Origin of the sequence: Bartonella callosciuri (assembly GCF_014203215.1) — a bacterium.
In the GTDB taxonomy this organism is placed as follows: domain Bacteria; phylum Pseudomonadota; class Alphaproteobacteria; order Rhizobiales; family Rhizobiaceae; genus Bartonella; species Bartonella callosciuri.
The window spans coordinates 150,359-176,387 of sequence record NZ_JACHIM010000002.1 but is presented as its reverse complement, the minus strand read 5'-3'; the positions used below and the strand labels follow the sequence as shown (position 1 = coordinate 176,387).

General features: G+C 36.3%; 16 protein-coding genes, 2 tRNA genes and 3 pseudogenes. 8 read left to right on the top strand and 13 right to left on the bottom strand.

Annotated features, from left to right (window positions below; translation table 11 throughout):
- Positions 1 to 11: 11 nt before the first annotated feature.
- The 3 genes from HNQ69_RS02680 to HNQ69_RS02670 form a co-directional block, all read right to left on the bottom strand.
- Entirely contained in the window at positions 12 to 1,415 is a 1,404-nt protein-coding gene (locus HNQ69_RS02680; protein ID WP_183228540.1) for a glutamine synthetase family protein, read from the bottom strand.
- 203 nt (positions 1,416 to 1,618) lie between these two features.
- Positions 1,619 to 1,695, bottom strand: a tRNA-His gene (locus tag HNQ69_RS02675).
- A 136-nt stretch (positions 1,696 to 1,831) separates the two neighbouring features.
- On the bottom strand, positions 1,832 to 2,920 hold the full coding sequence (locus tag HNQ69_RS02670; RefSeq protein WP_183228539.1) for a quinone-dependent dihydroorotate dehydrogenase: 1,089 nt from the start codon (positions 2,918 to 2,920) through the stop codon (positions 1,832 to 1,834).
- 583 nt (positions 2,921 to 3,503) lie between these two features.
- On the opposite strand from HNQ69_RS02670, the gene mscL reads away from it, so the two are divergent.
- Positions 3,504 to 3,914 carry a large conductance mechanosensitive channel protein MscL gene (mscL, locus tag HNQ69_RS02665; protein WP_183228538.1) on the top strand — a complete coding sequence of 137 codons (411 nt, stop codon included), beginning with the start codon at positions 3,504 to 3,506 and terminating at the stop codon, positions 3,912 to 3,914.
- Positions 3,915 to 3,916: 2 nt separating this feature from the next.
- Here the strand turns inward: mscL and HNQ69_RS02660 are convergent, their stop codons facing one another.
- On the bottom strand, positions 3,917 to 6,199 hold the full coding sequence (locus HNQ69_RS02660) for an ATP-binding protein (RefSeq protein WP_183228537.1): 2,283 nt from the start codon (positions 6,197 to 6,199) through the stop codon (positions 3,917 to 3,919).
- 177 nt (positions 6,200 to 6,376) lie between these two features.
- The gene (locus HNQ69_RS02655) at positions 6,377 to 8,929 is read right to left on the bottom strand and encodes a DNA translocase FtsK (protein ID WP_183228536.1); all 2,553 of its coding nucleotides are present in this window, start codon (positions 8,927 to 8,929) and stop codon (positions 6,377 to 6,379) included.
- Between the two features lie 466 nt (positions 8,930 to 9,395).
- Here HNQ69_RS02655 and HNQ69_RS02650 point away from each other — a divergent pair, with 466 nt between their 5' ends.
- The 3 genes from HNQ69_RS02650 to rpoH all read left to right on the top strand — a co-directional run bounded on the left by HNQ69_RS02650 (position 9,396) and on the right by rpoH (position 12,895).
- A complete protein-coding gene (locus HNQ69_RS02650; RefSeq protein ID WP_183228535.1) occupies positions 9,396 to 10,826 on the top strand; it encodes an aldehyde dehydrogenase family protein in 1,431 nt (476 codons plus the stop codon).
- A 31-nt stretch (positions 10,827 to 10,857) separates the two neighbouring features.
- Complete coding sequence (locus tag HNQ69_RS02645) at positions 10,858 to 11,862, top strand: RluA family pseudouridine synthase (protein WP_183228534.1); 1,005 nt, start codon at positions 10,858 to 10,860, stop codon at positions 11,860 to 11,862.
- 148 nt (positions 11,863 to 12,010) lie between these two features.
- The gene (rpoH, locus tag HNQ69_RS02640) at positions 12,011 to 12,895 is read left to right on the top strand and encodes an RNA polymerase sigma factor RpoH (protein WP_183228533.1); all 885 of its coding nucleotides are present in this window, start codon (positions 12,011 to 12,013) and stop codon (positions 12,893 to 12,895) included.
- Positions 12,896 to 13,051: 156 nt separating this feature from the next.
- Here rpoH and HNQ69_RS02635 read toward each other — a convergent pair whose 3' ends face one another.
- The 3 genes from HNQ69_RS02635 to HNQ69_RS02625 form a co-directional block, all read right to left on the bottom strand.
- Positions 13,052 to 14,479, bottom strand: a complete 1,428-nt coding sequence (locus tag HNQ69_RS02635) for a hypothetical protein (RefSeq protein WP_183228532.1) — start codon at positions 14,477 to 14,479, stop codon at positions 13,052 to 13,054.
- Positions 14,480 to 14,722: 243 nt separating this feature from the next.
- Positions 14,723 to 16,012: an adenylosuccinate synthase gene (locus HNQ69_RS02630; RefSeq protein WP_183228531.1), complete on the bottom strand. Its 1,290-nt coding sequence runs from the start codon at positions 16,010 to 16,012 to the stop codon at positions 14,723 to 14,725.
- A 397-nt stretch (positions 16,013 to 16,409) separates the two neighbouring features.
- A complete protein-coding gene (locus HNQ69_RS02625; RefSeq protein WP_183228530.1) occupies positions 16,410 to 17,567 on the bottom strand; it encodes a phosphoserine transaminase in 1,158 nt (385 codons plus the stop codon).
- A gap of 400 nt (positions 17,568 to 17,967) precedes the next feature.
- On the opposite strand from HNQ69_RS02625, the gene HNQ69_RS02620 reads away from it, so the two are divergent.
- Positions 17,968 to 18,043 (top strand) — tRNA-Phe (locus HNQ69_RS02620).
- Between the two features lie 66 nt (positions 18,044 to 18,109).
- Here the strand turns inward: HNQ69_RS02620 and HNQ69_RS07815 are convergent.
- Positions 18,110 to 18,428: pseudogene (locus HNQ69_RS07815) on the bottom strand (XRE family transcriptional regulator).
- Between the two features lie 212 nt (positions 18,429 to 18,640).
- Positions 18,641 to 18,859 (bottom strand): hypothetical protein, encoded by a 219-nt coding sequence (locus tag HNQ69_RS02615; protein ID WP_183228529.1) that lies wholly within the window; start codon positions 18,857 to 18,859, stop codon positions 18,641 to 18,643.
- 1,472 nt (positions 18,860 to 20,331) lie between these two features.
- Here HNQ69_RS02615 and HNQ69_RS08410 point away from each other — a divergent pair.
- The 3 genes and pseudogenes from HNQ69_RS08410 to HNQ69_RS02605 all read left to right on the top strand — a co-directional run bounded on the left by HNQ69_RS08410 (position 20,332) and on the right by HNQ69_RS02605 (position 21,186).
- Entirely contained in the window at positions 20,332 to 20,505 is a 174-nt protein-coding gene (locus HNQ69_RS08410) for a glycoside hydrolase family protein (protein WP_484478989.1), read from the top strand.
- Positions 20,447 to 20,664 (top strand): annotated as a pseudogene (locus HNQ69_RS08405) (lysozyme); the annotation flags it as partial. The gene HNQ69_RS08410 and the pseudogene HNQ69_RS08405, both read left to right, overlap by 59 nt.
- 295 nt (positions 20,665 to 20,959) lie before the next feature.
- Positions 20,960 to 21,186 (top strand): annotated as a pseudogene (locus HNQ69_RS02605) (hypothetical protein).
- Between the two features lie 1,082 nt (positions 21,187 to 22,268).
- On the opposite strand, the gene HNQ69_RS02600 reads toward HNQ69_RS02605, so the two are convergent.
- From HNQ69_RS02600 to HNQ69_RS02590, 3 genes are all read right to left on the bottom strand, one after another.
- The gene (locus tag HNQ69_RS02600; RefSeq protein ID WP_246348477.1) at positions 22,269 to 22,394 is read right to left on the bottom strand and encodes an antitoxin MazE-like protein; all 126 of its coding nucleotides are present in this window, start codon (positions 22,392 to 22,394) and stop codon (positions 22,269 to 22,271) included.
- 1,833 nt (positions 22,395 to 24,227) lie between these two features.
- Positions 24,228 to 24,782, bottom strand: coding sequence for a biotin transporter BioY (locus HNQ69_RS02595; protein ID WP_183228528.1), 555 nt, complete (start codon positions 24,780 to 24,782; stop codon positions 24,228 to 24,230).
- Positions 24,783 to 25,462: 680 nt separating this feature from the next.
- Positions 25,463 to 26,026 (bottom strand): biotin transporter BioY, encoded by a 564-nt coding sequence (locus tag HNQ69_RS02590; protein WP_183228527.1) that lies wholly within the window; start codon positions 26,024 to 26,026, stop codon positions 25,463 to 25,465.
- Positions 26,027 to 26,029 lie beyond the last annotated feature (3 nt).

Here is a 26,029-nt window from a genome sequence, read left to right as displayed (position 1 = left end):
CGCGATAAAACTTAAACATTAAGCAGAAGATATTCACGCTCCCATGGACTAATCACTTCCATAAAAGTCTCAAACTCTTGTCGTTTGATAGCAGCATAAGTACTTACAAACACATCTCCTAGAATAGCACGTATCTCTGTATCTTGCTCAAACAAATTAACCGCCTCAATCAATCCACGAGGTAATTCAATATTGTCAGCATTGACAGTTTTTGTTGCCGGCTCATCCGGTTCAAGCTTTTGCTGTAGACCGATAAGGCCACAAGCCAAAGAAGCAGCAAGTGCTAAATAAGGGTTCGCATCTGACGAAGGAAGCCTATTCTCAACGCGCCGTCCCTGCGGAGCAGAACGGGGCACACGAAACGCTGTGGTACGATTATCATACCCCCATCGCAAATTAACAGGTGCTGAAAGATCTGGCATAAGGCGCCTATAAGAATTCACATAAGGGGCAAGCATCACAAGAACTCCAGGCATATGTCTTTGTAATCCCCCTATAAAGTGGCGAAAACAAGCACTTTCTCTGCCATCCTTTTCTGTAAAAATATTAGAACCCGTTTTCTTATCAACAATCGATTGGTGAATATGCATAGCAGAACCCGGCTGCCCTTGAATAGGCTTAGCCATAAAAGTTGCATACATATTATGTTTAAGTGCCGCTTCACGAATTGTTCGTTTAAACATAAAAACTTGATCAGCTAATTCTATCGGATCACCATGACGCAAATTAATTTCAAACTGGCCAGCCCCTTCCTCATGAATGAGCGTATCAATCTCCAACCCTTGTGCTTCCGAAAAATGATAAATATCATCAATGAACTCATCAAATTCATTCACACCGGCAATTGAATAGCCCTGTCCTCCACCAATTGAACGTCCAGAACGACCAACTGGAGGAACTAAAGGATAATCAGGATCAGGATTTTTTTGTACCAAATAAAACTCAATTTCTGGTGAAACAACTGGCTTTAGATTCATTTGCGTATAAAAATCAATCACTGTTCGCAGAACATTCCGTGGTGTATAATCTACAACTTGCCCATTTTGATAGACAAGATCGCAAATCACTTGTGCAGTAGGAGCATCTTCCCATGGCACAATACTTAACGTAGAAAGATCAGGCTCAAGCCGTAGATCTCCATCTGTTTTTGGATATTCAAAACCATGACCATCTTCAGGATAATCTCCTGAAATTGTTGCCACAAAAACAGCTGAAGGTAATGCTAACGATGCTTCGGAAGTAAATTTTTTAGAAAGCATCATCTTGCCACGCGGAACCCCCGCTTGATCAGGCGTAATACATTCAATATCTTCTACATTACGGAAAGCAAGCCACTGCGAAACTTGCTCCCAATTGTTTACGCCACGTAAATTTTTGAGAAAACCAGAAACAGGCCTAGAACTTTTGTTTTTCATTTGTTTACCATTTTTTTACAACCATAACATACCAACTTAAAAAAACAATCAAGTCCCGCTGGTTAGGATATCATCCCATACATGAACGTCACGAAAAACTTTATCAACTGATTTTTTAAAAAAATGTTACAACTTCCATCAAGGTAAAAGAGACCTTACAATTACCACAAACTGCTTATCATATCAAATTAGAGTGAGAAAACTGGTACGGTTGGTGGGATTTGAACCTACGACCTCTGGTGCCACAAACCAGCGCTCTAACCAACTGAGCTACAACCGCATAAAGTCAATATATCATAACTGTCTACTCTTTTGTAAACACTTATTTTCTGTTTGTGTGACATAAGGAAGATCAGAAGAATTTGCAAGCCCCCTTAAAAAAATCCCGCAATTTTTATCAAGAAAAAATCATTTTATCACAAAGGAAACGCACGTTTTGCCCAATAGTCAACACGATGGTCACGATAAGCCTTGATGGTATCAATACCATCTTGCTGCATAAACTGCAAAATCTCTTTCAGAATGACTGTAGCAAGATCGGGGCCCTCATAAACCATCCCACTATAAAGTTGGATTAAATCTGCACCAGCTTTCACTTTTTCCAAAGCTGTTTGTGCATCCCGCACGCCACCAACACCGATAATTGCAATCTCCTTACCCAATTTTTGACGCATCTTTGCAAGCACAATCGTTGAACGCTCAAAGAGTGGGCGTCCAGAAAGCCCCCCTTCCTCACTGCTCAGCAAATTATCCGTAAGATCTCGACGTGAAAGAGTGGTATTAGAAACAATGAGACCATCAAAATTGGAAAACTTCATTTCCTCAGCAATATCATCCAGTTCCTTTTCCGATAAATCCGGAGCAATTTTTAAAAAAATAGGAACAGAGAATCCATGCTTTTTCTTTTGCTCACTTCGTACTCGCGAAATCTCATTCATCAAAAGATGTAAACTGTCACGTGCCTGTAAATTACGCAAACCTGGCGTATTAGGGGAAGAAATATTAACTGTAAAATAATGAGCAATATCATAAAAATAAGCAATACCAGCAGTATAATCGTCAATTTTATTGACTGTATCCTTATTGGCACCAAGATTAATTCCTAGAATACCAGACCGTTTACATGCACGAATTCTGTTATAAACAATTTTATGTCCATCATTATTAAAACCCATTCTATTAATAATCGCTTCATCTTTTTGTAAGCGAAAAAGTCGTGGTTTAGGGTTTCCAGCCTGAGGTTTTGGTGTTACTGTACCAATTTCAGTAAAACCAAAACCTAAACGAAAAACAGCATCGACAACCTCTGCATTTTTATCAAAACCGGCAGCAAGACCAACAAAATTTTCAAACTCAAGGCCTGCAACAGTCACACACAAACGTTTATCAACAATCTTTTGACAACTATTCAATCCACTTTTCAGCCCTATAATCGCTAAACGGTGCGCATGTTCTGGGTCTAACATAAAGAAAGCAGAACGGCCGATACAACGAAAGAAACTCATCAATCCTTCTCCAAACACATAAAATGAATCCCCTACATTTCAAGTAAATCTTTTAACATAAAAGACTGCCAATAAAGATAACTCATCATCCAAATAAGAACGCCCCCCTACCTACTACAAGAAAGCTCATAATAGAACTACAAGAAAGTTCATAAAATGATCGCCATTCACGTTTATGTTTACACACGACTGTACAGAAAAAAACTTTCGTTCTTGAAAAAAATTCTCTACCTTTTCGCAATTGTTCAAACAGTAAAAATTGCAATCATTTGCAAACAAGAGCAACAAATGTTTGGTAAAATAATTTTTTTTCAATATGTTGTCATAAAAATTTTATAAATTAAGCATGGTTTCCTATTTTTCTCAAAAAGCTTTCTATCATTCTGAATTCTATGAGATACTCCTGTCTTAAATCAAAGAGAGCCCTTCGTTAGACTTTTTAATATGCCTTAACACTCTTGGAAAAGAATTCTAGGCTTTGTAATATAACACCTACCAAGAAAATAAAAATCGCCCTTTCCTTTTTTATTAAAAGCGGTAATTAAAATTACAGGATATTGCCTATATGAAAGGGGAAAATGCAATGCTTAAAGAATTCAAAGAATTTGCCCTAAAAGGGAATATGATTGACCTCGCTATCGGTGTGATTATAGGCGGAGCTTTTGGTGGATTGGTCAATTCAATTGTCAATGATATTTTTATGCCAATCATTGGACTTATCACAGGTGGGATCGACTTTTCTAACATGTTTATTCAGCTTGCAGGTGAAAAACAAGCTACATTGAGTGCTGCTAAAGCAGCTGGAGCAACCATTAGCTATGGTAACTTTATCACTTTACTTATCAATTTTCTCATTATTGCTTGGGTTCTTTTTCTCTTTGTTAAAGCTATGAATAAAGTGCGCCGCAAACAAGAAGAAGAGAAAAGCACCACAAAGATGTCTCTAGAAGAACAACTTTTGTCAGAAATCAGAGATCTTTTGGCTAAGAAATGAATTTATGTGTGGTTTGCCTCATGGAACACAGGAAAAAACATGTCCACAGTTGTTCCATGATTGGGTTTTGAAAATAATAAAAACTGGCCCCCTCCTTCTTCTACCATTGCCTTGCACATTGGGAGTCCTAAACCAGTTCCAACAAACGCGCTATCACCAGATCGTCCATCTTTGCGCTTTACTTGACCATAAGGTTGGAGTGCTTGTACGATTTCTTCATCGCTCATCCCTATACCGTTATCACTTACTGAAATCTTTACGCGCTCTTTTTTTCCATAAGCAACATGAACAATAATTTGCCCGCCTGATGGCGTAAAACGAATAGCATTGGAAAGAAGATTCCATATAATTTGCCGAAAAATCTGTTGTGACACACCAATAAATGGCACATGAGCCGGAGCAACAACGCGCATGGTAATACCATTATGATTAGCCTGTGTTTCAAGAAAAGCCATACTCGCACGCAAACAAGCGATCACATCAAATGCTTCAGCTATAAGAGGAGGGGTGATCTGATTATTTGAGCTCAAATAATTTGCTTTCGAGCATTCTAGTAATTGATTAACCAGTGATAATATATGTTTTCCAGATGAGATAATATCGCATAAATACCCACGATAACGTTCATTGTCTATCGGACCAAAACGGCCATCTCTCATAATTTCTGCAAAACCAATGAGAGTATTCAAAGGTGTCCGCATTTCATGAACAACTCCAATTGTTTTGTTCTCTTCTGCTTTTTTATCTGCTGGTAAAACTGTTCCTGTCATGGCATGCAATATAACAATAACAGTATAATCGTCTTGCCGTGCTAAAGATACAATCGTCATAGAGACTATTATATTTTTACGACTTTTCGTCACTAACTCAGCTGTCTCACCATGATTAAAAACCTGATTTTTTTCTTTCATACGGATCGACTTAAAATATTTTTCAACCAAAAATTGACTCTGTAAAGTAAATAATGACGATAATGGTCGTGCCAATAATTCATTTATTTCATAACCCGTTAACGCTAGAGCAGCACTGCTAACCGATTGAATTAACCCCTGTTCATCCAACCAAAAAACACCATCAGGCACTGTATCCAACAATGATAGAACAACTGCTGGTTCTTTTATGGGAGTTTGTTCTATAGCATTTGTCGGCAATATCTGTGCACTCGGCAAAAGAACTGCAGTTTCTTTAATCAAATGCTCACATCCTACAGATGAATCCAACCCTCTACGCAATCGTTCTGCGATCTCACGAAAAGCTGAACGTTCACTCTCTGAAAGACTTGATGTTTTTGTATACAGACTTTCATCTTTTTCCTCTCGTCCTTTTTCCTGTATCTTCAAAATACCAAAGCCTCGAAATCCCTTAAGCCGCTGTTTGGAATCAAAAATTGGCACAGCAGATAATTCAACATCAAGCCACTTTAAACAATCATCAACAGGCCATTGAACAGTCTGTTTGCTCCAAGATCTAGCCTTTGCAATAAAACTGCTAAGTACTTGATATCGCTCATCATTAAATTGATTGGCAATTTCACAAAAATCAGATCCTAAAATAGAAGAAGATAGGGGACCGACAGTTTCAGATAACTCTTTTGAAACATCACAAAATCGACCATTTTTATCCATTTTCCAAGTAAAACGTCGTGGTAAAAGTTCTGGCATAAAACGAAAAGGTTGTTGTTCACTCTGTAACTCCTCCGATTTTAATGACACATATAAAACCAAAAAACTTGCCGGCTTTACCTTCAAGCGAATAATACCAACTTGTGTACAAACACCTGCTATGGGTAAAATAGTTTTGACTGGCGTCTCACTATCAATCGTCTGTAGTAAAATTTTAACCGTTTCATCAACAAAAGAAAAATGAGAGGAAGCCTCTAACACTGTCCCATGTTCATCGATTACTGCAGAAGAAATTGTTGTGTCATCCAAACCAGCTATAAGAGAAATCTCTTCTTCCAAAAAAGATTCTAACAAAAACGCTTTACCAAACCTCATAATATCAACAGAAACTATAGAAAATTCAGCGCTACGCTTTAAACCATTCAATGCGACAGCACTTGCAGATCGCACATCCGTCAATATCTTGTAATGCTCCACTTGGTCACAAAAAGATCTTTCTTCCATCATAGCCTTGACAGAAGAAAAACCAAAAAAATACGCAGCGGCACCATTTGACCAAAGAACATTTCTACAATCAGAGGAAAGAACAAAAGCTATTTTTCCTTGCATAAAGGTTTGTTTAATTTCTTTACATTCCAGATAATCTAAAAATGTCAAAGACATCTGCAACCCTTCTTTGTATCACTCTACACTACATATCAGCAGCCTTAATAAAAAATATCACTTCTGTTTTATCATTCCCCATTTAATATTTTAAAGTAAAAAATAAGCACGATATAACAACAGTCCTTATAATAAAATAAGCACTAATAATGATTGTTATGCATTTTTAAAATTATTTTATTTATGATTGGACTCACTTATTAAAATTTCACGTTTTCCAACGTGATTAGCGGCCCCAACAACGCCTTTTTCTTCCATGCGCTCAACAAGAGAAGCTGCTTTATTATAACCGATTGCAAGCCGACGCTGAATATAAGATGTTGAACATTTTTTATCACGCATAACAATTTTTACAGCCTGCAGATAAAGTTCCTCACCATCCTCACCAAGATTTTCTTCCGTAGAAACTCCAGAAACTGAATCAGCAGATTCATCCCCTTTGTTATCGCCTTCACTAGCCGTTATCGTTGCTAAATAATCAGGTTTTCCCTGCATTTTAAGATGTGCAACAATGGCTTCAACTTCTTCGTCAGAAACAAAAGGCCCATGAACACGTACGATGCGCCCACCACCCATCATATGAAGCATATCTCCCTGGCCCAAAAGTGTTTCAGCACCTTGTTCTCCCAAAATTGTACGACTGTCTATTTTCGATGTTACCTGAAAAGAAATACGGGTAGGAAAATTTGCTTTAATCGTACCAGTGATGACATCAACAGAAGGACGCTGTGTAGCCATAATAAGATGGATACCTGCTGCACGTGCCATTTGTGCTAAACGCTGAATAGCATTTTCAATTTCTTTACCTGCCACCATCATGAGATCAGCCATCTCATCAACAATCACAACAATATAAGGAAGCTGCGTTAGATCCATTGCTTCTTCATGATAAAGCATTTCTCCACTTTCCTTATCAAAACCCGACTGTACAGTACACATGATTGTTTCACCTTTTTGTGCTGCAAGTGCAACGCGTGCATTAAAACCATCAATATTACGTACGCCTAACTTAGCCATTTTGCGGTAACGCTCTTCCATTTCACGAACCGCCCACTTTAAAGCTGTTACCGCTTTTTTAGGATCCGTCACTACCGGCGTTAAAAGGTGTGGAATACCATCATAAACAGAGAGTTCTAACATTTTAGGGTCAACCATGATCAAACGACACTGCTGTGGTGTCATTCGATAAAGAATCGATAAAATCATGGTATTAATCGCAACCGATTTACCCGACCCTGTTGTCCCCGCAACCAATAAATGAGGCATTTTTGCTAATTCTGCAATGACAGGTTTACCATTAATCCCCTTCCCCAAAGCAAGAGCTAGTTTAAATTGGCTTTCACGAAAAGAACTTGTTTGAACTAATTCCCTCAAATAAACGGTTTCACGAACCGCATTTGGCAGCTCAATCCCAATAACATTGCGTCCAGGAATTACAGCAACGCGTGTAGAAATAGCAGACATAGAACGAGCAATATCATCGGAAAGATTGATGACCCGCGATGATTTTACTCCTGCTGCAGGCTCAAATTCGTACATTGTTACCACTGGACCTGGATGAACATGGATAATTTCACCCTTAATGCCAAAATCTTCCAAAACATTTTCCAAAAGTCCAGCACCACGCTCTAATGTTTCTTGTGGAATCATCGTGCCTTCATGAAAAACAGGTTCTTGCAATAAACTGATCGGAGGAAATTCATAGTTCTCATAATCAAGAGATTGAACATTTGACGTAAAAGCAGAATTATCACTACCTAACGACATGCTAGCAGATCGCAATGTTTTGCCTTTCGGTTCCATTACAGAGAAACCCTTTGAATGTTTTTTGATTTCTTCTGTTACACAACCGGCAATATTGTTGGTATTCTTGGTTTCTACAGCAACTCCTACCCCTGTAGCTCCTCTATCGCGTAACAACGTATCAGTAGAATCTTCTACAACGGGCTTAGAATGACATTTTTGAGCTTCTTTAATAGTATCATTCTTTGCATGCATTAAATTAGACGTTTTCTCAACATCTGGAACCTTCTCTGTTGACGATTCTGATGTAATGGAATCGTAAAATTGTGGAAAGCGATACTCAAGAACACGGTAAAGAGTAGTAATGGACTCATCAAAGGTAGAAGCTGTACTCGGTATAATTTTATTACACCTGCAATCAATTGATGTTCTATCCTCTCTTGAAATTTTAGTATTAACCTGTTCTAATATAAAGGACCCACACTCAAAAAATATATCATCAGAAAGATGCAAAATAGGCCTTGTTTTTTGCGCCACATTTTCTAGCTGTAATTTATGCTCTCCTGGATCATCCTCAAGCGGCTGACAACCAGTTTGCCGTGGCAATTCCTTCAAGACTGTTGTATGACAGACTGACGTTTTATTTTCTATCGATTGAGAATTAATGACCCTTTTTGTTGGTAAGGAGGAATTTTTTGTGTTTTTATTACAGTTTACAAGATGTATAAGATTTTCACGCTCTTTCTCTTTAAAGAATTTAAACTGTTTCGCAAAAACTGGGTCTGTTTCTATACGACGACGCAAAATTTCAACTTCTGGTGTTCGCGTAAAACGTACGTTTTGTCCAAGGGTGAATGCCTTTTTCCACACTTCCGGATAAGGAAATATCTCAGCAATTTTGGCAGACGAATTTCCTTCTGATGCACTTTGTGTACTTTTATCAGAAAAAGAAGAGGAAGAAATAGATTTTGTTTTCGAATTATGCATGATATCCAACAACTTATTTATGGCAACGAGAACAATTACTTTTTCAAAAAGAATGCATAAAGGCTATAGTATGAAGGTTAATAACCTTTTGCTGATTGTCATTTTTTAACAAAAAAATAATGCTGTAATTCTTCTCAATGAAATTTTCTCCAAAAATATTGAATAAACTGTAAAATTCATAGTTTCATACAGTTGTCCTCAATTTTTTATGACAAAGAACTCTATGATAAAAAATTACAGAAAAACTGCCGATTATTCTCTGTCTTTCGCATTTCATAAAAATTATTAGTATAAATAATACAAGCAATTAGTATAAGAAGTGCTCTTTTAACTCTCCAGCCTAATTGTTATAAAATAAGCTCGTTTCTCTTTCTTTTATTAAGCTTACCCTTGTTATTGTTTTGTAAAAAGGATCTAATAGGATGAAATTTAATCATACAAAAATTTAAAAAATAGGAAGCAAATCATGTTTAATAAGCGGAAATTTTATATCAATGGTATATGGGACGACCCAAGCACTCCTTATGATCTACACGTCATCGATCCATCAACAGAAGAGGCTTGTGCTGTTATTAGCCTTGGCAACACAAAAGACGCAGATAAAGCAATTAACGCTGCCAAAACAGCTTTTCAAACCTGGAAAACAACCACGCCTAGTGAACGTCTTGGCTTCGTTGAAAAAATTTCAGAAATCTATGAAAAACGCTCAAGTGATATGGCAAAAACCATTTCAATGGAAATGGGAGCACCTATTGATATGGCACTCAATGCACAAACTGCAACCGGCAGTTCTCATATTCGCAACTTTATTAAAGCTTACAAAGAGTTTTCCTTTCAAAAGGTTTTAATAGAAGGAAATGAACAAGCGATTCTTCATTATGACCCTATCGGTGTCGTAGGATTGATTACTCCATGGAATTGGCCCATGAACCAAGTAACGCTTAAAGTTATTCCTGCTCTCTTGGCTGGCTGCACTATGGTGCTAAAACCCTCTGAAATTGCGCCTCTTTCTGCCATGCTCTTTGCTGAAATTTTAGATGAAGCCGCCCTCCCAGCTGGCGTTTTTAATTTAATCAACGGAGATGGTGCTAATGTTGGTTCTTACCTCTCTGCTCATCCAGATCTCGACATGATTAGCTTCACCGGATCAACCAGAGCAGGAAAAGACATTTCTAAAAATGCCAGCGACACTTTAAAGCGGATCTGTTTGGAACTTGGGGGCAAAGGAGCGAACATCATTTTTGCTGATGCCGATACAGACGCTGTTCAACGTGGTGTACGACACTGCTTTTATAATAGTGGACAAAGCTGTAATGCACCAACACGTATGCTTGTGGAAAAAACCATCTATAACGAAGCTATCAAAATAGCTAAAGATATTGCCGAAAAAACAAAAGTAGGCCCAAACTACCAACCAGGAAATCATATTGGCCCAGTAGTTTCAAAACAACAATACGACAAAATTCAAGATCTTATCCAATCCGGAATTGATGAAGGTGCAACTCTTGTCACGGGTGGAACTGGTTTACCAATGGGAATGGAGCGCGGTTACTATGTACGCCCAACAGTCTTTGCCAATGTAAAACCAAGTATGCGTATTTTTCGAGAAGAAATCTTTGGTCCAGTCCTCTCGATTCTTCCCTTTACAACAGAAGATGAAGCCGTAACCTTAGCCAATGACACCGAATATGGTCTTACAAACTATATACAATCACAAGATCGTAATAAATGTCGTCGTATCGCTGCGCAAGTGCGGTCTGGTATGGTAGAAGTTAATGGACATGGATTACCCGGTGGAAGTTATTTTGGAGGTGTCAAACTTTCTGGACGAGCCCGTGAAGGCGGTCACTGGGGAATTAAAGAATTTCTTGATACCAAAGCAATTTCATACTGGTAAAAGGGCCTTATAAAAGTTTAATAGGAATCTTATGGTAACACAGCAAATAACGGATGAAAGTGCTCTTGGACAAAGACTTGATCAGTGGCTTGCTCAACAATACCGCAATGCACTGTCACGTTCACGTCTGCAAGCACTCATTCGTGAAGGCCATCTTAAAGTTGATGGTCATCCCATAAGAGAGCCAAAAACGAAATTAAAACCCAACCAAATCATCGAATTAACAATGCCTGTCCTTCGTGATGCAGAGCCTAGCGGTGAAGACATTGCATTGGATATTCTCTTTGAAGATGATTATGTTATTGTTATCAATAAACCAGCTGGTCTTGTTGTTCACCCCGGCAATGGCAATTGGACAGGAACATTAGTGAACGCCCTTATCCATCATTGCGGTAATAGTTTATCTGGTATTGGCGGTGTTAAACGTCCAGGCATTGTCCATCGTCTCGATAAAAATACAAGTGGAGTCATGGTAGTCGCTAAAAATGACCTTGCTCATCAAAGCCTCAGTGCCCAATTTTCTGACCATGGACGTACCCGTGCATTAGATCGACGTTATCACGCCTTAATTTGGGGAGCTCCTAGCCGTAATGTTTGGACAATTGATGCATCCCTTAGCCGTTCTCCCAATAACCGAACAAAACAAGCTGTTGTCCAGAACAGCCATCCTCATGCTCGCCATGCTGTTACACATTTTTCTCTCCTAGAAAAATACAGACTTCATGCAAATCCCACACCTGTTGCTAGCCTTCTGGAATGTCGTTTGGAAACTGGACGTACGCACCAAATCCGTGTTCATATGGCACATATAGGCCATCCGCTCATAGGTGATACTGTTTATGGCAATGCCTTTAAAACAAAATCAAACACGCTTAATCCTATTATTAAAAATGGAATCGACCAATTCAACCGACATGCACTCCATGCAATAAGTCTGACTTTTGAACACCCTGCCACAGATAAAGTTATGTCTTTTTCCTCACCACTTCCTCAAGACATGGCTGAACTCATCAAACATTTAAAAAAAATAAATTGAAACTTTTAGCCTTTTCAAGATTTCACAATAAAATATCTCTTTTTGAAAAAAATTAAAAATTATGCTAGGATAAAATTAGAGAGATGTTTATATTATCTAGAAATGGAATTCGCCTTATCAGGGAATTCATGCAAAAGGAGGGTGCTATATGGCCCATATGAATATGCTATCAGTGATTACAGGTGACGGGGGATTGAATCGTTACCTAGAAGAAATTCGTCGTTTTCCAATGCTTGAGCCAAAGGAAGAATATATGCTGGCTCAACGTTATCGTAAACATAATGATCTAAAAGCTGCGCATAAATTGGTAACCAGTCACTTGCGCCTCGTAGCTAAAATCGCAATGGGATATCGGGGCTACGGACTACCCATTGGGGAAGTCATTTCAGAAGGCAATGTAGGGCTTATGCAGGCTGTCAAGCGTTTCGAGCCAGAACGTGGTTTTCGTCTTGCAACCTACGCCATATGGTGGATTAAAGCATCAATTCAAGAATATGTATTGCGGTCTTGGAGTTTAGTGAAAATAGGAACAACAGCCAATCAAAAGCGCCTATTTTTCAATCTCCGTAAGGTAAAAAATAGACTTCAAGCACTTGATAATGGTGATCTTAATGTAGAACAAGTAAAAGAAATTGCTACAAGTTTGAATGTCACAGAAGATGAAGTCGTCTCAATGAACCGACGACTTGGGGGTGATACCTCACTCAATGCGTCTCTTCGCACAAAAACAGGTGAAAGTAGTGAATGGCAAGATTGGTTGGTAGATGAATCGGACAATCAGGAACAAACTTTGATCGAGCAAAGTGAATTGGAAAACCGCCGTTCTATGCTTATAAACGCCATGGATAATCTGAATGAGCGTGAAAAGCGTATATTCAAAGCACGTCGTTTAAGTGATAACCCACTGACGCTAGAGGAGCTTTCAAGCGAATTTAATATCAGTCGGGAGCGTGTAAGGCAAATTGAAATGCGTGCTTTTGAAAAAGTACAAAATTCTATCAAAGCGTCTGCTCTATCCCAAATTAAAGTATAGTGCTTGAAAAACTTAAGTGTAAAGCCAATTGCATGCGCACTTTTAAAGTAAAGAAAAGCGAATATGTATTGGCTCTATACTTTTAAATCAATCTACAAAAACTTTTTAACGGTTGAAGTTCTCTTTACAATCTTTTATATTATCAGCCTCGATGCTTTATTTTTTCTGACCAAGAACTGTTAGTTTATCTGATGGTGCAAGCCATTGCCCAATAACTTGATTAAAAATAGATTCACCTGTTGGACCTTTTGTAAAAGTTAATTCGTTTATACGTCCATTTTTATCCGTTAACACTAAACGCATCCAATCCAACTCTCTCATTAATTGTAAATTGCGGTCAAGAATTTGGGGATTGCCGCTCAATGCAATAAGAAAAAAATCATCGTTAATCTTTTCTGCAACGGTTCTTGCTAAAGTCTGTCCAATGGAGTGTTCACTTGCTTTAAAAGTTAATGCTTGAACATTGCTTATAGCTTTCCCTGAAAATTTATCAGAAAGAATAAAAATAAGATCCATAATATAGGCAGCAGAAAAAGACAGATCGGTATTACGACGTAAAATTAACCGTAATGATAACCCTTCATCCGGAATTGTTATATCACCTTGTATAGCCGACTCTTCTGGAGCTCCTTTCGCAGGAGATTCCTTTATAAGCGTCCAACGAGCACTCCCCGTAGCCACTTTTTCTGCATCATAGTTTGTCCGCGCTTGATAAAATATAGCTTCGCCTGACTGTTCAATTGACTGCAAATTGCTAACAACAGCTTTTGAAGTTCCTTCTTCATTTGAAGAATTTACCATTTGATCTAAACCGACATCAATTTCACTCCCATCCTCTAATAAACGTTTCGTTAACTTTCGGTGAATCGAAAGTGCCTTTGGTAACGTATGAGACAATTGAAGACTTTCGCCCGGAAACTGATGATCATTTGATACAAATATACGTCCACCAACAAAACAAATACTAAAAGTTAAGATGACAAAGCTGGCAACAACAGCAGAACCTATCACAATACGCCTTTGCATCGACGACCGATTAGCACGACGTGCGGCTTGAGAAAAAATATACGAAACAATGTGCGGATTATCCCTTTGCGAAGAAGCTTCTAAAGAAGCTACTTTTAACACACTGTCGTCAACATTCTGAGAAGCCAAATAAGCTTCCATATTGACAAGCTCTGCATCTGGCATCCCTGATACATAAGACTCATCAAACGCCTTGCTGTCCTTTGGACTTGTAATAGAACCCTGTTTTTTTTCTATTTCACGTCCTAAAAATATATTACCTTGTTGCGAGATAGAACTTTGTGTGGACCTGTCATCTTCAGTTATAGCTGTAGGGCTCCACCCAATAACTGAAGAAAGCAACTTCTTTTCAATCGCTAAATATTCTTCTTCAACAGTTGCAATAGCATTTTGTAAAACCTTCCTTTGCTCATCTGCCATTGCTTGTGATACTGTCGCTACTACAAACTGATGTTCTAGTGTTTCGATAGCTCGTCTATAAATCCGTTTACGCATTTGCGATGTGGTACTATTCTGCGCATTGATTGCCTTTTTTAAGATTCCAACGAAATCTACCATATCCTCTATAATCTTTCTCAAGCTGAGAAAAATCCCAGCCGTAAGGCCAAAAATGCCTTTATTTTAGCCTGCTAAATTAATTGTCATTTTATCTTGGTATAACTATTGTAATAGTTTAAAATGAATATGAAAAATAAACAATGTTATTTTGTGCACCTTGCTCTCACTCGCTTTTAAGTCTCTCTTCGTAGAAAAACACGAAGAGACGAACTGAATGCTTATACGGAAACTTCAAAATAATAATTAATTTGCAAAAGGATCAGTAATAAGAATTGTATCTTCACGCTCAGGGCTAGTAGATAATAAAGCCACCTGTGTGCCAATCAGTTCTTCAATATAGCCTATATATTTGATAGCCTGCACCGGTAAATCTTCCCAGCTCAATGCGTGCGCTGTAGCTTCATTCCAACCTTCCAATGTCTCATAAATGGGTTTCACACGGGCTTGTGCTCCCATAGAAGAGGGTAAATAATCAATTCTTTTCCCATCAAGCTCATACCCAATACAAATTTTAATTTCATCCAAACCATCCAAAACATCAAGCTTTGTCAATGCTATACCCTGAACACCGCAAATGGCTACCATCTGACGTACTAAGACAGCATCAAACCAACCACATCGACGTTTTCGACCAGTCACAACCCCAAATTCTTTGCCACGCATTCCAATAAATTCGCCAATATCATTTATCTGCTCTGTTGGGAATGGCCCTTCTCCAACTCGTGTTGTATAAGCTTTCGCAATGCCCAAAACATAGTGAATTGATCTAGGCCCCATACCTGAACCAGTACATGCCTGGCCAGCAACTGTGTTTGATGATGTAACATAAGGATAAGTCCCAAAATCATTATCTAATAAAGCACCTTGCGCACCTTCAAAAAGAATGTGCTTTCCCATCCTATAACTTTCATCTAAAAGACGCCACGTACAATCCATAAAGGGTAGAATTTCATCCGCCACTTGCATCAACTCATCATAAAGCGCTTGAGAATCAATCTCTGTAACACCCATCCCACGCCGTAAAGCATTATGATGTACTAAAAGTCGTTCGATCTTAGCCATAAGCGTATCAGTTTCGGCTAAATCCATCACACGGATAGCACGACGCCCCACTTTATCTTCATAAGCCGGACCAATACCACGCTTTGTCGTCCCAATTTTTAAACCTGATAAACTGCTTTCTCGAATTGCATCAAGATCGCGATGCAAAGAAAGAATCAAGGGAGCATTTTCAGCAATACGTAAAATTTTCGGTGTAATTTTCACACCTTGATCACGCAGTTTCTTTAATTCTATTACAAAATGATGGGGATCAACGACAACACCATTACCAATAATTGATAACTTCCCACGAACTAAACCAGACGGTAAAAGTGATAATTTATAACTGGCTCCCTCAACAACCAATGTATGACCGGCATTATGGCCACCCTGATATCTTACAACAATATCTGCCCGCTCAGACAACCAATCTACAATTTTACCTTTACCTTCATCGCCCCATTGTGTACCAACAACTACTACATTGGCCATAACTTTCTCCGTCGTGTTTGGTCAAATAAAACCAGCATTTAAAAACAAATGCTTCTTTATAACGAAACCTTAGAGCAAGTGCGACTCTTCATTTCAGCTTTCTCCCAATCTTCAAGCGATTAAATTTTTATATTCTTGATAATAAAAGCAATATTAGGATATAAAATATATCTTCATTCTCGATCGGTCATTTTTCTGTAAAAAGTAAAAAAACTTAGCGCTTTTATTTTCTGTCTTCACCAACATCTGAAAAATTGTTTAGACTAGCTTCGTAATTTTTGTGATCTATGCGCTATTTGAAGACCGTTTGTCTAATACAAGAATATGGAAAATTCTTATAATCTCTCACATTCCCTCAACTTCTCTTAGCTGCGTTATAAAAATTGTTAATAGTACCTTAAAGCCGAGTTTTTTCAACCTGAAATGCCCATTCAAGCCATTCTGTTAAAATTTCAAGGTCGGAAGCCTCAATTGTTATACCGGTCCAAATCCGAAGTCCTGGAGGAGCATCTCGATACGAACCAATATCATAAGCGACACCTTCCTCATCAAGACGATTCACTACCGCTTTTATAAAAGATGTTCGCTTTTCAATATCCAAAGCAGTAATAACTGGATCCACAATCTTTAAACAAATAGATGTATTAGAACGCACCTGAGGATCTTTTGCCAAATATTCTAACCATGGTGTTTTACGAATAAAAGCATCAAGTACAGAAAAGTTTTTCTCAACGCGCGCCATTAATGCCTGCAAACCACCCTGCGACTTTGCCCACTTTAAGCCATCAAGAAAATCTTCAACACAAAGCAGAGAGGGTGTATTGATTGTTACCCCCTTAAAAATACGTTCATTCAACTTTCCATTTTGTGTCATACAGAAAATTTGTGGAATGGGCCAAACCGGAACATAACTTTCAAGCCGCTCAACAGCACGAGGACTTAAAATCAACATACCATGGGCTGCCTCACCTCCTAAAACTTTTTGCCATGAAAAAGTAACAACATCTAATTTTGAAAAATCAAGATTTTGTGCAAAAGCTGCTGATGTTGCATCACAAATTGTCAGTCCTGCTCGCCTCTTTGGAATGAAATCTGCATTTGGGACTCGTACACCAGAAGTTGTCCCATTCCACGTAAAAACAACATCACGATCAAAATCAATTTGTGTTAGATCTGGCAGTTCACCATAAGGTGCTTCAAAACGACGCACATCAGAAAGTTTTAATTGCTCAACAACATCGGCAATCCACCCCGATCCAAAACTTTCCCATGCCGCCATATCGACACCACGCTCACCTAATAAAGACCATAAAGACATTTCAACAGCACCGGTATCTGAAGCAGGCACAATCCCTATACGATAATCGGAAGGCACTTCAAGAATCTCACGAGTTAAATTAACAACTTCAGCAAGTCTTAATTCTGCTTCTCTAGACCGATGAGAACGTCCAACTAATGCATTTTTAAGCACTTCCGGAGTCCAACCAGGTCTTTTGCTACAAGGACCCGAAGAAAAATTAGAATTATTTGGACGATAATTTGGTTTTCGTAACATTATTTCTCCCCTTTTAAATGGCTTGCCTTTCTTTAAAGAAAAACAGATTCTTATAAAGACTGTGCCAATAGTCTTTGTAAGACAAAATCAAAAATGTTTTCTATTTATTTCATAGCTTAAAATACGCACAACCTTTTAAAAGTCCCTCTCAATCACGATTCTAGATTTTGGTCTTTTAAAAGGCTTCACCCAAATCATCTCCACGATAAGACAATTTCTTGATAAAAATACCGTAACGTATCGTGGTATAGCTATCAAGTTTATTTTATGAAAAGAGTAATTATAATTGCCTAGACTACGGAGATAAAATTATAAAAAATCAATTATTTTTCTTTTGATGACTGGACAGAGAAAATTTTAATGTTATAACCGCACACGTTTCACATGTTTTGTGAAACGTGCCCAGATAGCTCAGTTGGTAGAGCAGCGGACTGAAAATCCGCGTGTCCGTGGTTCGAATCCGCGTCTGGGCACCATTCTCTTTTTCATTGCGCATAATTTTTTGTTTTTATTAATCTTTTTTAAGGTGAGGGATGCATAAATTAAAGTGAGGGAATAAGATTTTTAAATATACCTCGACAAAGCGCGCTTTTTTTGCCAACTTTCTCTAATAATTGTTTGAATTCTGCTAAATTTTGGTATGAAAAACACTTCAACGTTCTGACAAACATGCCAACAATCTCACAACTCAATGGATCAGAAGGTTTTATTGTAAGAATTTTCGCGAGAAGCATCAGCTTCTTTTCTTAAATTAGCTGCAGTCTCTTGATCTAAAGCATAGACTTTTATGATCTTTTCTTCCATGCCAACTGGAACAGGCTTTTTGCCAATCTCTACAGAAGATAAAAATAGTACAGATATAGCTAACTAATTCTTAGCCATATCTAAAATACGTTCTGAGTGATCAATACGAAGCTTGCATAATGTTTTACCAGAGGGTGTGAGCATCTAAAAAATCCTATAATTATTTCATTCTTATTCTAGCATATTTGAAAAAACTATTTCTCCCAGTTATTACGAATCAGGGCTTCTTTTCGGGGCATTTTAGCAATTTTGAGAGAGATATGGAGAAACTAATTCTTTGAGAACCACTGTTTTAAATGGGCAAAGATATTGTCTATCGCATCCATGAGACGGGCAAAATCAAGGATAAGCAAAAAGATAAATAATGTACCCCATTTCATAAAACAAGACATCATTTTCACATTTTGGTCGGTTATGATCGTTTCTTGCAGCATTTCTTTTTCTGCTTCTGTAAGCTCGGTATGTTTTTTCGTTTTTTTTCTAACCATGTTTACACCCACACAAGCGTTCACGTTGCGTATTATGTTTTAAGATCTCTCTTGCTAAGTTCGAACTGATGACAATAAATCTTGCCTATCCAAATAAATTGGGCAAGTTGTAAACACAATACCAGACAAAAAGACTATACCATTGATCAAACACTCCACCTGATGCATCATACGATGAAAGTGAAGGTGTCATCTATATGAATTAAGAAGATAGATAAACAAAACTGTCGTCCTTTAAATACCATTACGGTATATATTATTTATAAGTGATATTACTATTTTGAAATTATCATTGGCATATATATTATTTACTTCCCGACAAAATAATTGTTTTAATTGAAAAAAATATCATAAAAAAATATCATAAAAGATGAATAGAAAATATCCATTAAGTTTTTTTATTTTATATATTGGTTTATAAAGAATTTTACTTAGACTTCTTAATGAATTTATTTTTTGCGGCGATTAAAGAGAAAAATAACGAATAATCAAATTAATTGTTAATTGTAGATTTTTCAATTAAGACATGTATAAAACGTTATGTGTTTTGAATGTGGATTATAAAGTACTTTATGAGTACAAAATGTTTAACTCTAATATTTGTTTTCGCTTTTACAACAGCTCCTGTATTGTAAGCAATAGGTATTGTAATCCTTACTTGTTCCTTGGGTAGATTTTTACTTTTCTAGAAAGATAAATTTTTTCAAGTAAGATTGCGTTCGATGACACTAAAAGTGTTAGTGCTGGAAGATGGAGATGAGTTGATAAAAATTTGTTACCTAAACCTTTATAATTTAGAGGTGGTTTTTGTATAATTTTTAATATCAACGTTGGAAATGATTTTATTTCGAATGTTGGTGAAGATGTGAATGTAATCTGGTAAAGAGGATAATGGGAAGATGATGGTTGATTATACCTTTTGCATTGGTGTTAACTTTACGATAATCGGTAATATTGCTGTGTGCACGGAGTATTATTACTCAGTTTTTTGTTAAAAAAGTTTGCAAAGAAAAAAACTGAGATTAGCTACAAAATCAATGGTCTCTCTATTGGTGTAACCTGTGAATTTCCATTTATCTGACATGGAGTAAAAATTATCCTTGAGAGCTGTAAAATGTATACAGCTTTTTAGCTGCTTTTCATATTTTTTGATGTGTTATTGAAGAATGATTTCTCCTTTAAACAATAGGTATTTGAGATTGGATTTATTGGAAATCATCGTCTTTTAAGCAGAGAAAAAACTGATTGTTACAGAGTAAATAGTAATTAATCTAATCTTTTTTCTAATGAAAAAGCGGTATAGATTTTAACAAACTTTACTGTAGGGGTGTTTTAGCTCTACTCAACCACTTTGTTGTCCCACTCTTTAGAATGGGCGAGGGTGTTTTTTAATTTTTATTTATGTCCTGCTTTGTATCAGGCTTTTTTATAGGATAAAAGTAATACGAAGAATATCAAAAGAAGAGCTTGTCTTGATTAAGCGGTGGGAGGGATTGAAGTTACGAGCCTACGAGGATTCTGGCGGTATATGGACCATTGGTTATGGACACACCAAGCGCCGCTGGGGCTCCTCATGTCCACAAAGACATGCAGATTACAGAAAAGGAGTCGAAAAAGATTCTTTGTCAAGACTTGAAACAATTTGAAAGCGTTGTTGAAAAAACTGTTACCGTTCCTTTAACTGATGAACAATTTATCGCGCTTGTTTCCTTTTCTTATAATGTTGGAACAGAAGCTTTTCGTCGCTCTACACTCCTAAAAAACTTAATGAAGGGAATTATGAAGCTGTACCTATTGAATTGCATAAATGGACAAAAGTAGGAGGAAAGCGTCACAAAGGTCTTGTTAATCGTCGAGCAGCCGAAGCAGAGTTATGGGCTCAAAGTACTTATGTATCTCCAAATTACCAAACAGTAGAATCACAAGGTGTAACGGGTATTTGTAAATTAGAAGCTCTTGCACCAATCATTGGTTCTTTTTCGGGACTTGGAGAACTCTTCGCAGGCAATGGTCCTGTTCAATGGGCTTTAGCAGGCATTATGGTTTTGGCTGCTTGTACAGCTTGGTGTATATTGCTAAACGCTTTCAGAAGCATCGTCTATGATTTTATGGATAAAAAATATTTCATGATAACAGTAACAGTCTTAGCAGCTTTTTTTGTGGCTTTAATGAGAGCTTTTTTCCTTGGGAAAAAAATTGAGTAGCAAAAATAAACAGAGAAGGTTTTAAAGACAGCTAAAACACGATTAGAGATAGAAAATGAAATTAACAAGAAAAGTGATGCTGATGTGCGTGCTAAACTTTCTGACTGGATGCGCAATGAATGAACGAACTTCTTGTGTTGGGTGACTGCCAATTTATTTGAATCGGCAAGATATCAATGTGATTAGCCCAAATTTGGCGAGAGATATTCTAAAGCATAACGAACAAGGTGAGCGTCTATGTGGGTGGAAACGTGAACAAAAAACCAAATAACATCTATGTGCATTTGAAGTAATGGTTCTCAAAAAATTAAAAAATCATTATGATAAAGAAGGAAGTTTAGCAAACGCTCTCACTCTATAAATTATGGCTTCAATCATAAATGCAGTTCAGTCTGCAAAAAAGACCATAAAAACTGCTTAAGTTTAAGTGACGACAAATCCCCCTTCCCGTTCTTAAAATGGTAAGGGAGTTGAGATGCCTTTTCTAACTCTGTTCGTTCTTTATAATTATTTGAGCTATGTGTTAAACTGATTTAAAAATCTAAAGCACTCAAAAAACACTAAGAAAAATAGAAAGCCGTGGATCACCTTTATCACTTAAAAAACGATAGAGAGAATCTCTTGATAGCCCTGAGTTTTAAGCAATTTTTTTCGTTTCTTGGTTTTTAGCTATTACGCCAAGAACATGTGCAAGATACTTGCTATCTTTTCTTTCAAGAGCATCTTGTAAAAGAATTTTTGAGTCTCAAATGTTTTGAAATATTCACTTGTATTAAATTTGGTGATTTCCATTTTTATTTCCTTTATGGCTATAATTGGTAAAAGTATATTCCTATCCAAAAGGAAAAGACATTCGTTTTCATTTTACTATCCCTAAAAAACAACCAAACAACGTTCAATCTTTATCATTTTATCTGCATGAATAGAGTTAAAACTTGTACTTACTTTATCACACCTTACCGTTATAATCTTATCAGCCATTACTTGCGAAGGCTTTTTAAACTATTTTTGCTATCTGGCTGAAGAGGAATGGGGAATAATAACACCATAACAAGTGTACATGTAATTGGTAAAACCGTTACGATTGTATGCTCACTCAAATGATTAGCCTGAATTATCAATGCTGGTTTGGTTTACCAAACTCATCCTGCATAGCTAGTTGTTACGAGAGATCCACACATTATTCTGTCAAACTATTATAACCATTAAAGATTAATCCATAAACAATTGCATAGATGTTTCAGCTTTATCCATTTTGCTACTAAGCGACACTGGCAATGGCACTCTTCTGCAAAGTTCAGCTGATGTGTAGCTAGCCCCCAAATTTGCATTAAGCGCAATCCCACTTTTCTTTGTACATTGCGATATTTTTTAACGCGTTCATTGACGTGCATTGTACCTATAATAAAAGCTCCATTATGTGTTATATAATGTCTACTATGGAACGAGATTTTTAATAATTTTTGCGGAAATTATGGTTTTGGATCCGTTATGCCGTAACACATAGCAATTCACCTAAACGTCATATTTTGAATCAAAACTTCTTTTTAAGCCATTTTTAGTTGTACCAGACCTCCAAACTTTTTTGGTTGCTAAAAAATAAAAATATTTTAAGATCTCTCATATCACATCATAATCGTTAAAATCTAACACAAACTGCCTTGTGGATCACTTTGCGCATACGCATTATATTGATGAATATCATCTGCACTCGAAGAAGAGTAATCACCCTTGAAAAAACACAGAAGATCTAAATAAATAAATTCTCTGAAGCATCATAAAGATATAAAAATCAACAACACGTTCCCATAAAAAATTTTAATTTATATAAAGTGATTTTGCTTAACCCACTTCATTTTTTTTAAAAGCTCTTCTGGATTGAAAGTAACTGATCTTTTTTAGAAAAGTTGAAATATTTTTAGTCTTTTTGTTAAATAGAACAGCATTGCAACAATAAAAACGTGTTACTCTTACAAAAAGAAAATCACCAGAACCAATTTGTGCAAAATAAAAAATATTTTTTTGAACAAATGAGCCATTCTATTTTTTTTTGCCAGATCAGCAAAATTATTCTGAACTATTAGAAAAGCTTAGTGATCTCACCTGTAACCACTTCTACTTGCAAACCTGTAATCACTTATGCCTGCAAAGCATTGTTTAATGCACCAGATTATAACACATAAATTCATGTATACATACTGTGCACATCCCCAACTTTTTACCTTGATAGGCATCCTAAAGTTCCTCTCTCAAAAAGATTTGAGCATTCCCTAAAGCATATTTTTCATATTTTTAATGCAAAAACTAAAACAAAGAATACTATACTCTTCTATCCTTACTTGAATATAAAAAATATGGATGCACATAAATATCGCCATAACTTAGCGTACACAACCCCCACTCTCCCCCAAAATGACGTTAAACTTTTCCAAAGTACAGCATGATTACCTGGATGAGCAGGTAGAAAAACTTTATTCAATAAAGGACTAACCTTTTTACTATGAAATAAACTTATCTTATAAACAGTAAGAGATGTAATAAAATGTGTCTTTTCTTGAATAATAATACGATCTGATGCTTTCACATCAGAAGAAATAAATAAAATAATAGCGAATACAGCAAAAAAATATCTTACATTCATGGCTTTAATTTTACAAATTTAGATTATTAAATAATTTAAAATGGATTTAATATAAGTATTAATATGTATTTATATATTAGAAATGACATAATTACAATAATAAAAAAATATTTTATAATTTATTATAATACAGATATTGAAATATATTATACCCTATACATTCGCATATAAATCAATCATTCCTAGGATTTAAATAAAAATATGACCAGAGTTTTAGTTTTTACTCCATTTTTTCGAAAAAAATCATGAAAATTTTCTTATATAAAACTAATAAGCTCCACGACTTGTTTTCAAAACGTCACCTAAATTTTCAATGATAATGTTGTTCTTTTAATATCTCTTAATAAGAAGAGATACAAATTGTATATTACTTATTTTTGAGATGATCGCTTAGATAACATATAATAAGCTTCTTTTATCTTACATATTTGCTCTCAATTAAAATGCAAAAAAACAAGATAGAGAATTTTATCATTTTTCTCTAAGTATATCACTATATAAACCCCTCATTCAAAGCAAAAAACTATCCTTTTTTGAGCACAATAAGGGGAATTGTTTTTTTAATCACGAGTGCTACAAAAGATGCAATCAACGCTTTGACAAAGCCGCCAACCATAAAACCTGATGAAATCATTAAAGCCTTTAAGAGAGGGATTTGAGTAATATATGCCATCCATGGTATTCCAAAAGCGTAGACAATCCCTATACCACCCACAGTATTTATCACAAATAATATTATAAAATTTAATCGCTGCCAAAATAACTCAACCATGAAGCCAATAAAAAATGCAGCAACTGGAAAACCAATTAAATAACCAGCACTAGGTCCTAAAAAAACGCCAATGCCTCCATGCCCACCAGCTAATAGTGGCAATCCAATAGCAACAAGTACAAGGAAAAGAATCGATGCTAAAGCCCCTCTTTTCGCTCCAAGGATAGACCCTGCTAACATCGGTCCCATAGACTGGGCTGTAATAGGAACCCCAAGAAAAAAAGGAAGGAGAATAGGAGGAAAAAGGCCTAAAACCGCATAAATAGTAGCAAATAATGCAATATAGACGAGATCTTTTGTATTCATTGAATTATTCTTTCATTATAGGTGTTTTTTTATCATCAGATAGTTTAACAACAATATCAGCCTATAAGAGCGTAGCTCCAATCCCTTAGCCACTTCTGATGCCATTCTTATGCATAGTGCAAATAACAAAACAATATCTTATATTGATATATTTATTTCTATTATTTTAAAATATAAGTAATAATTTTACCACAAATTTATTTTATGTATAGATATTATAAGTAATATAACTATAAAAATTAAAATAATATTCTTGAAATAAACAATGTTACATCCCATTTTGTTGTGTATATAATAAATAATTATTTAAAAAATCTAAATAAAATTAAAAACTATAAATAAAAATACTACCAGAGCGCCAATCATTACTTTCCCCTTTCGACAAAAAGCCTACAAATCTTCTCACAAAAAAAGAACGATTTGCACGATTTCCGTTCAACACATCATCTAAATTTTCAGCAATAATATCATCCCCAATAAAGCATAAATAGGCTTCGCAGCTTATCAAGGGATCGTATTGTACTGTCTTTTGAGATGATCAATTAGATGACATACAATAAACTTCTTTTATCCTGCATATTCTCTTTCATTAAAGCGCAAAAAATGAAATAAGAAACTCATGTTATCACTTCTCCCCTTTTTATCTTCAAATGTATCGCAATAGAAAATCTCATTTAAAGTTAGGAACGAGTCTTTTCCTTTAACGAAATGAGAGGAACGGATTTTTTAACTGTAAGTGCTACAAAAGATGCAATCAATACTTTCAGAAAATCGCCAATCAAAAAACCTGATGAAATCATTAAAGCCTTTAAGAGAGGGATTTGAGTAATATATGCCATCCATGGTATTCCAAAAGCGTAGACAATCCCTATACCACCCACAGTATTTATCACAAATAATATTATAAAATTTAATCGCTGCCAAAATAACTCAACCATGAAGCCAATAAAAAATGCAGCAACTGGAAAACCAATTAAATAACCAGCACTAGGTCCTAAAAAAACGCCAATGCCTCCATGCCCACCAGCTAATAGTGGCAATCCAATAGCAACAAGTACAAGGAAAAGAATCGATGCTAAAGCCCCTCTTTTCGCTCCAAGGATAGACCCTGCTAACATCGGTCCCATAGACTGGGCTGTAATAGGAATTCCAAGAAAAATAGGAAGAAGAATAGGAGGGAAAAGGCCTAAAACTGCATAAATAGCAGCAAATAATGCAATATAGACGAGATCTTTTGTATTCATTGA

What these genes read in the sequence shown, in the direction of transcription:
- HNQ69_RS02680 (WP_183228540.1), bottom strand. Translation starts at nt 1,415, where the DNA reads ATGAAAAACAAAAGTTCTAGGCCTGTTTCTGGTTTTCTCAAAAATTTA.
- HNQ69_RS02670 (WP_183228539.1), bottom strand. Translation starts at nt 2,920, where the DNA reads ATGAGTTTCTTTCGTTGTATCGGCCGTTCTGCTTTCTTTATGTTAGAC.
- mscL (WP_183228538.1), top strand. Translation starts at nt 3,504, where the DNA reads ATGCTTAAAGAATTCAAAGAATTTGCCCTAAAAGGGAATATGATTGAC.
- HNQ69_RS02660 (WP_183228537.1), bottom strand. Translation starts at nt 6,199, where the DNA reads ATGTCTTTGACATTTTTAGATTATCTGGAATGTAAAGAAATTAAACAA.
- HNQ69_RS02655 (WP_183228536.1), bottom strand. Translation starts at nt 8,929, where the DNA reads ATGCATAATTCGAAAACAAAATCTATTTCTTCCTCTTCTTTTTCTGAT.
- HNQ69_RS02650 (WP_183228535.1), top strand. Translation starts at nt 9,396, where the DNA reads ATGTTTAATAAGCGGAAATTTTATATCAATGGTATATGGGACGACCCA.
- HNQ69_RS02645 (WP_183228534.1), top strand. Translation starts at nt 10,858, where the DNA reads ATGGTAACACAGCAAATAACGGATGAAAGTGCTCTTGGACAAAGACTT.
- rpoH (WP_183228533.1), top strand. Translation starts at nt 12,011, where the DNA reads ATGGCCCATATGAATATGCTATCAGTGATTACAGGTGACGGGGGATTG.
- HNQ69_RS02635 (WP_183228532.1), bottom strand. Translation starts at nt 14,479, where the DNA reads ATGGTAGATTTCGTTGGAATCTTAAAAAAGGCAATCAATGCGCAGAAT.
- HNQ69_RS02630 (WP_183228531.1), bottom strand. Translation starts at nt 16,012, where the DNA reads ATGGCCAATGTAGTAGTTGTTGGTACACAATGGGGCGATGAAGGTAAA.
- HNQ69_RS02625 (WP_183228530.1), bottom strand. Translation starts at nt 17,567, where the DNA reads ATGTTACGAAAACCAAATTATCGTCCAAATAATTCTAATTTTTCTTCG.
- HNQ69_RS02615 (WP_183228529.1), bottom strand. Translation starts at nt 18,859, where the DNA reads ATGGTTAGAAAAAAAACGAAAAAACATACCGAGCTTACAGAAGCAGAA.
- HNQ69_RS02600 (WP_246348477.1), bottom strand. Translation starts at nt 22,394, where the DNA reads ATGCAAATTTGGGGGCTAGCTACACATCAGCTGAACTTTGCAGAAGAG.
- HNQ69_RS02595 (WP_183228528.1), bottom strand. Translation starts at nt 24,782, where the DNA reads ATGAATACAAAAGATCTCGTCTATATTGCATTATTTGCTACTATTTAT.
- HNQ69_RS02590 (WP_183228527.1), bottom strand. Translation starts at nt 26,026, where the DNA reads ATGAATACAAAAGATCTCGTCTATATTGCATTATTTGCTGCTATTTAT.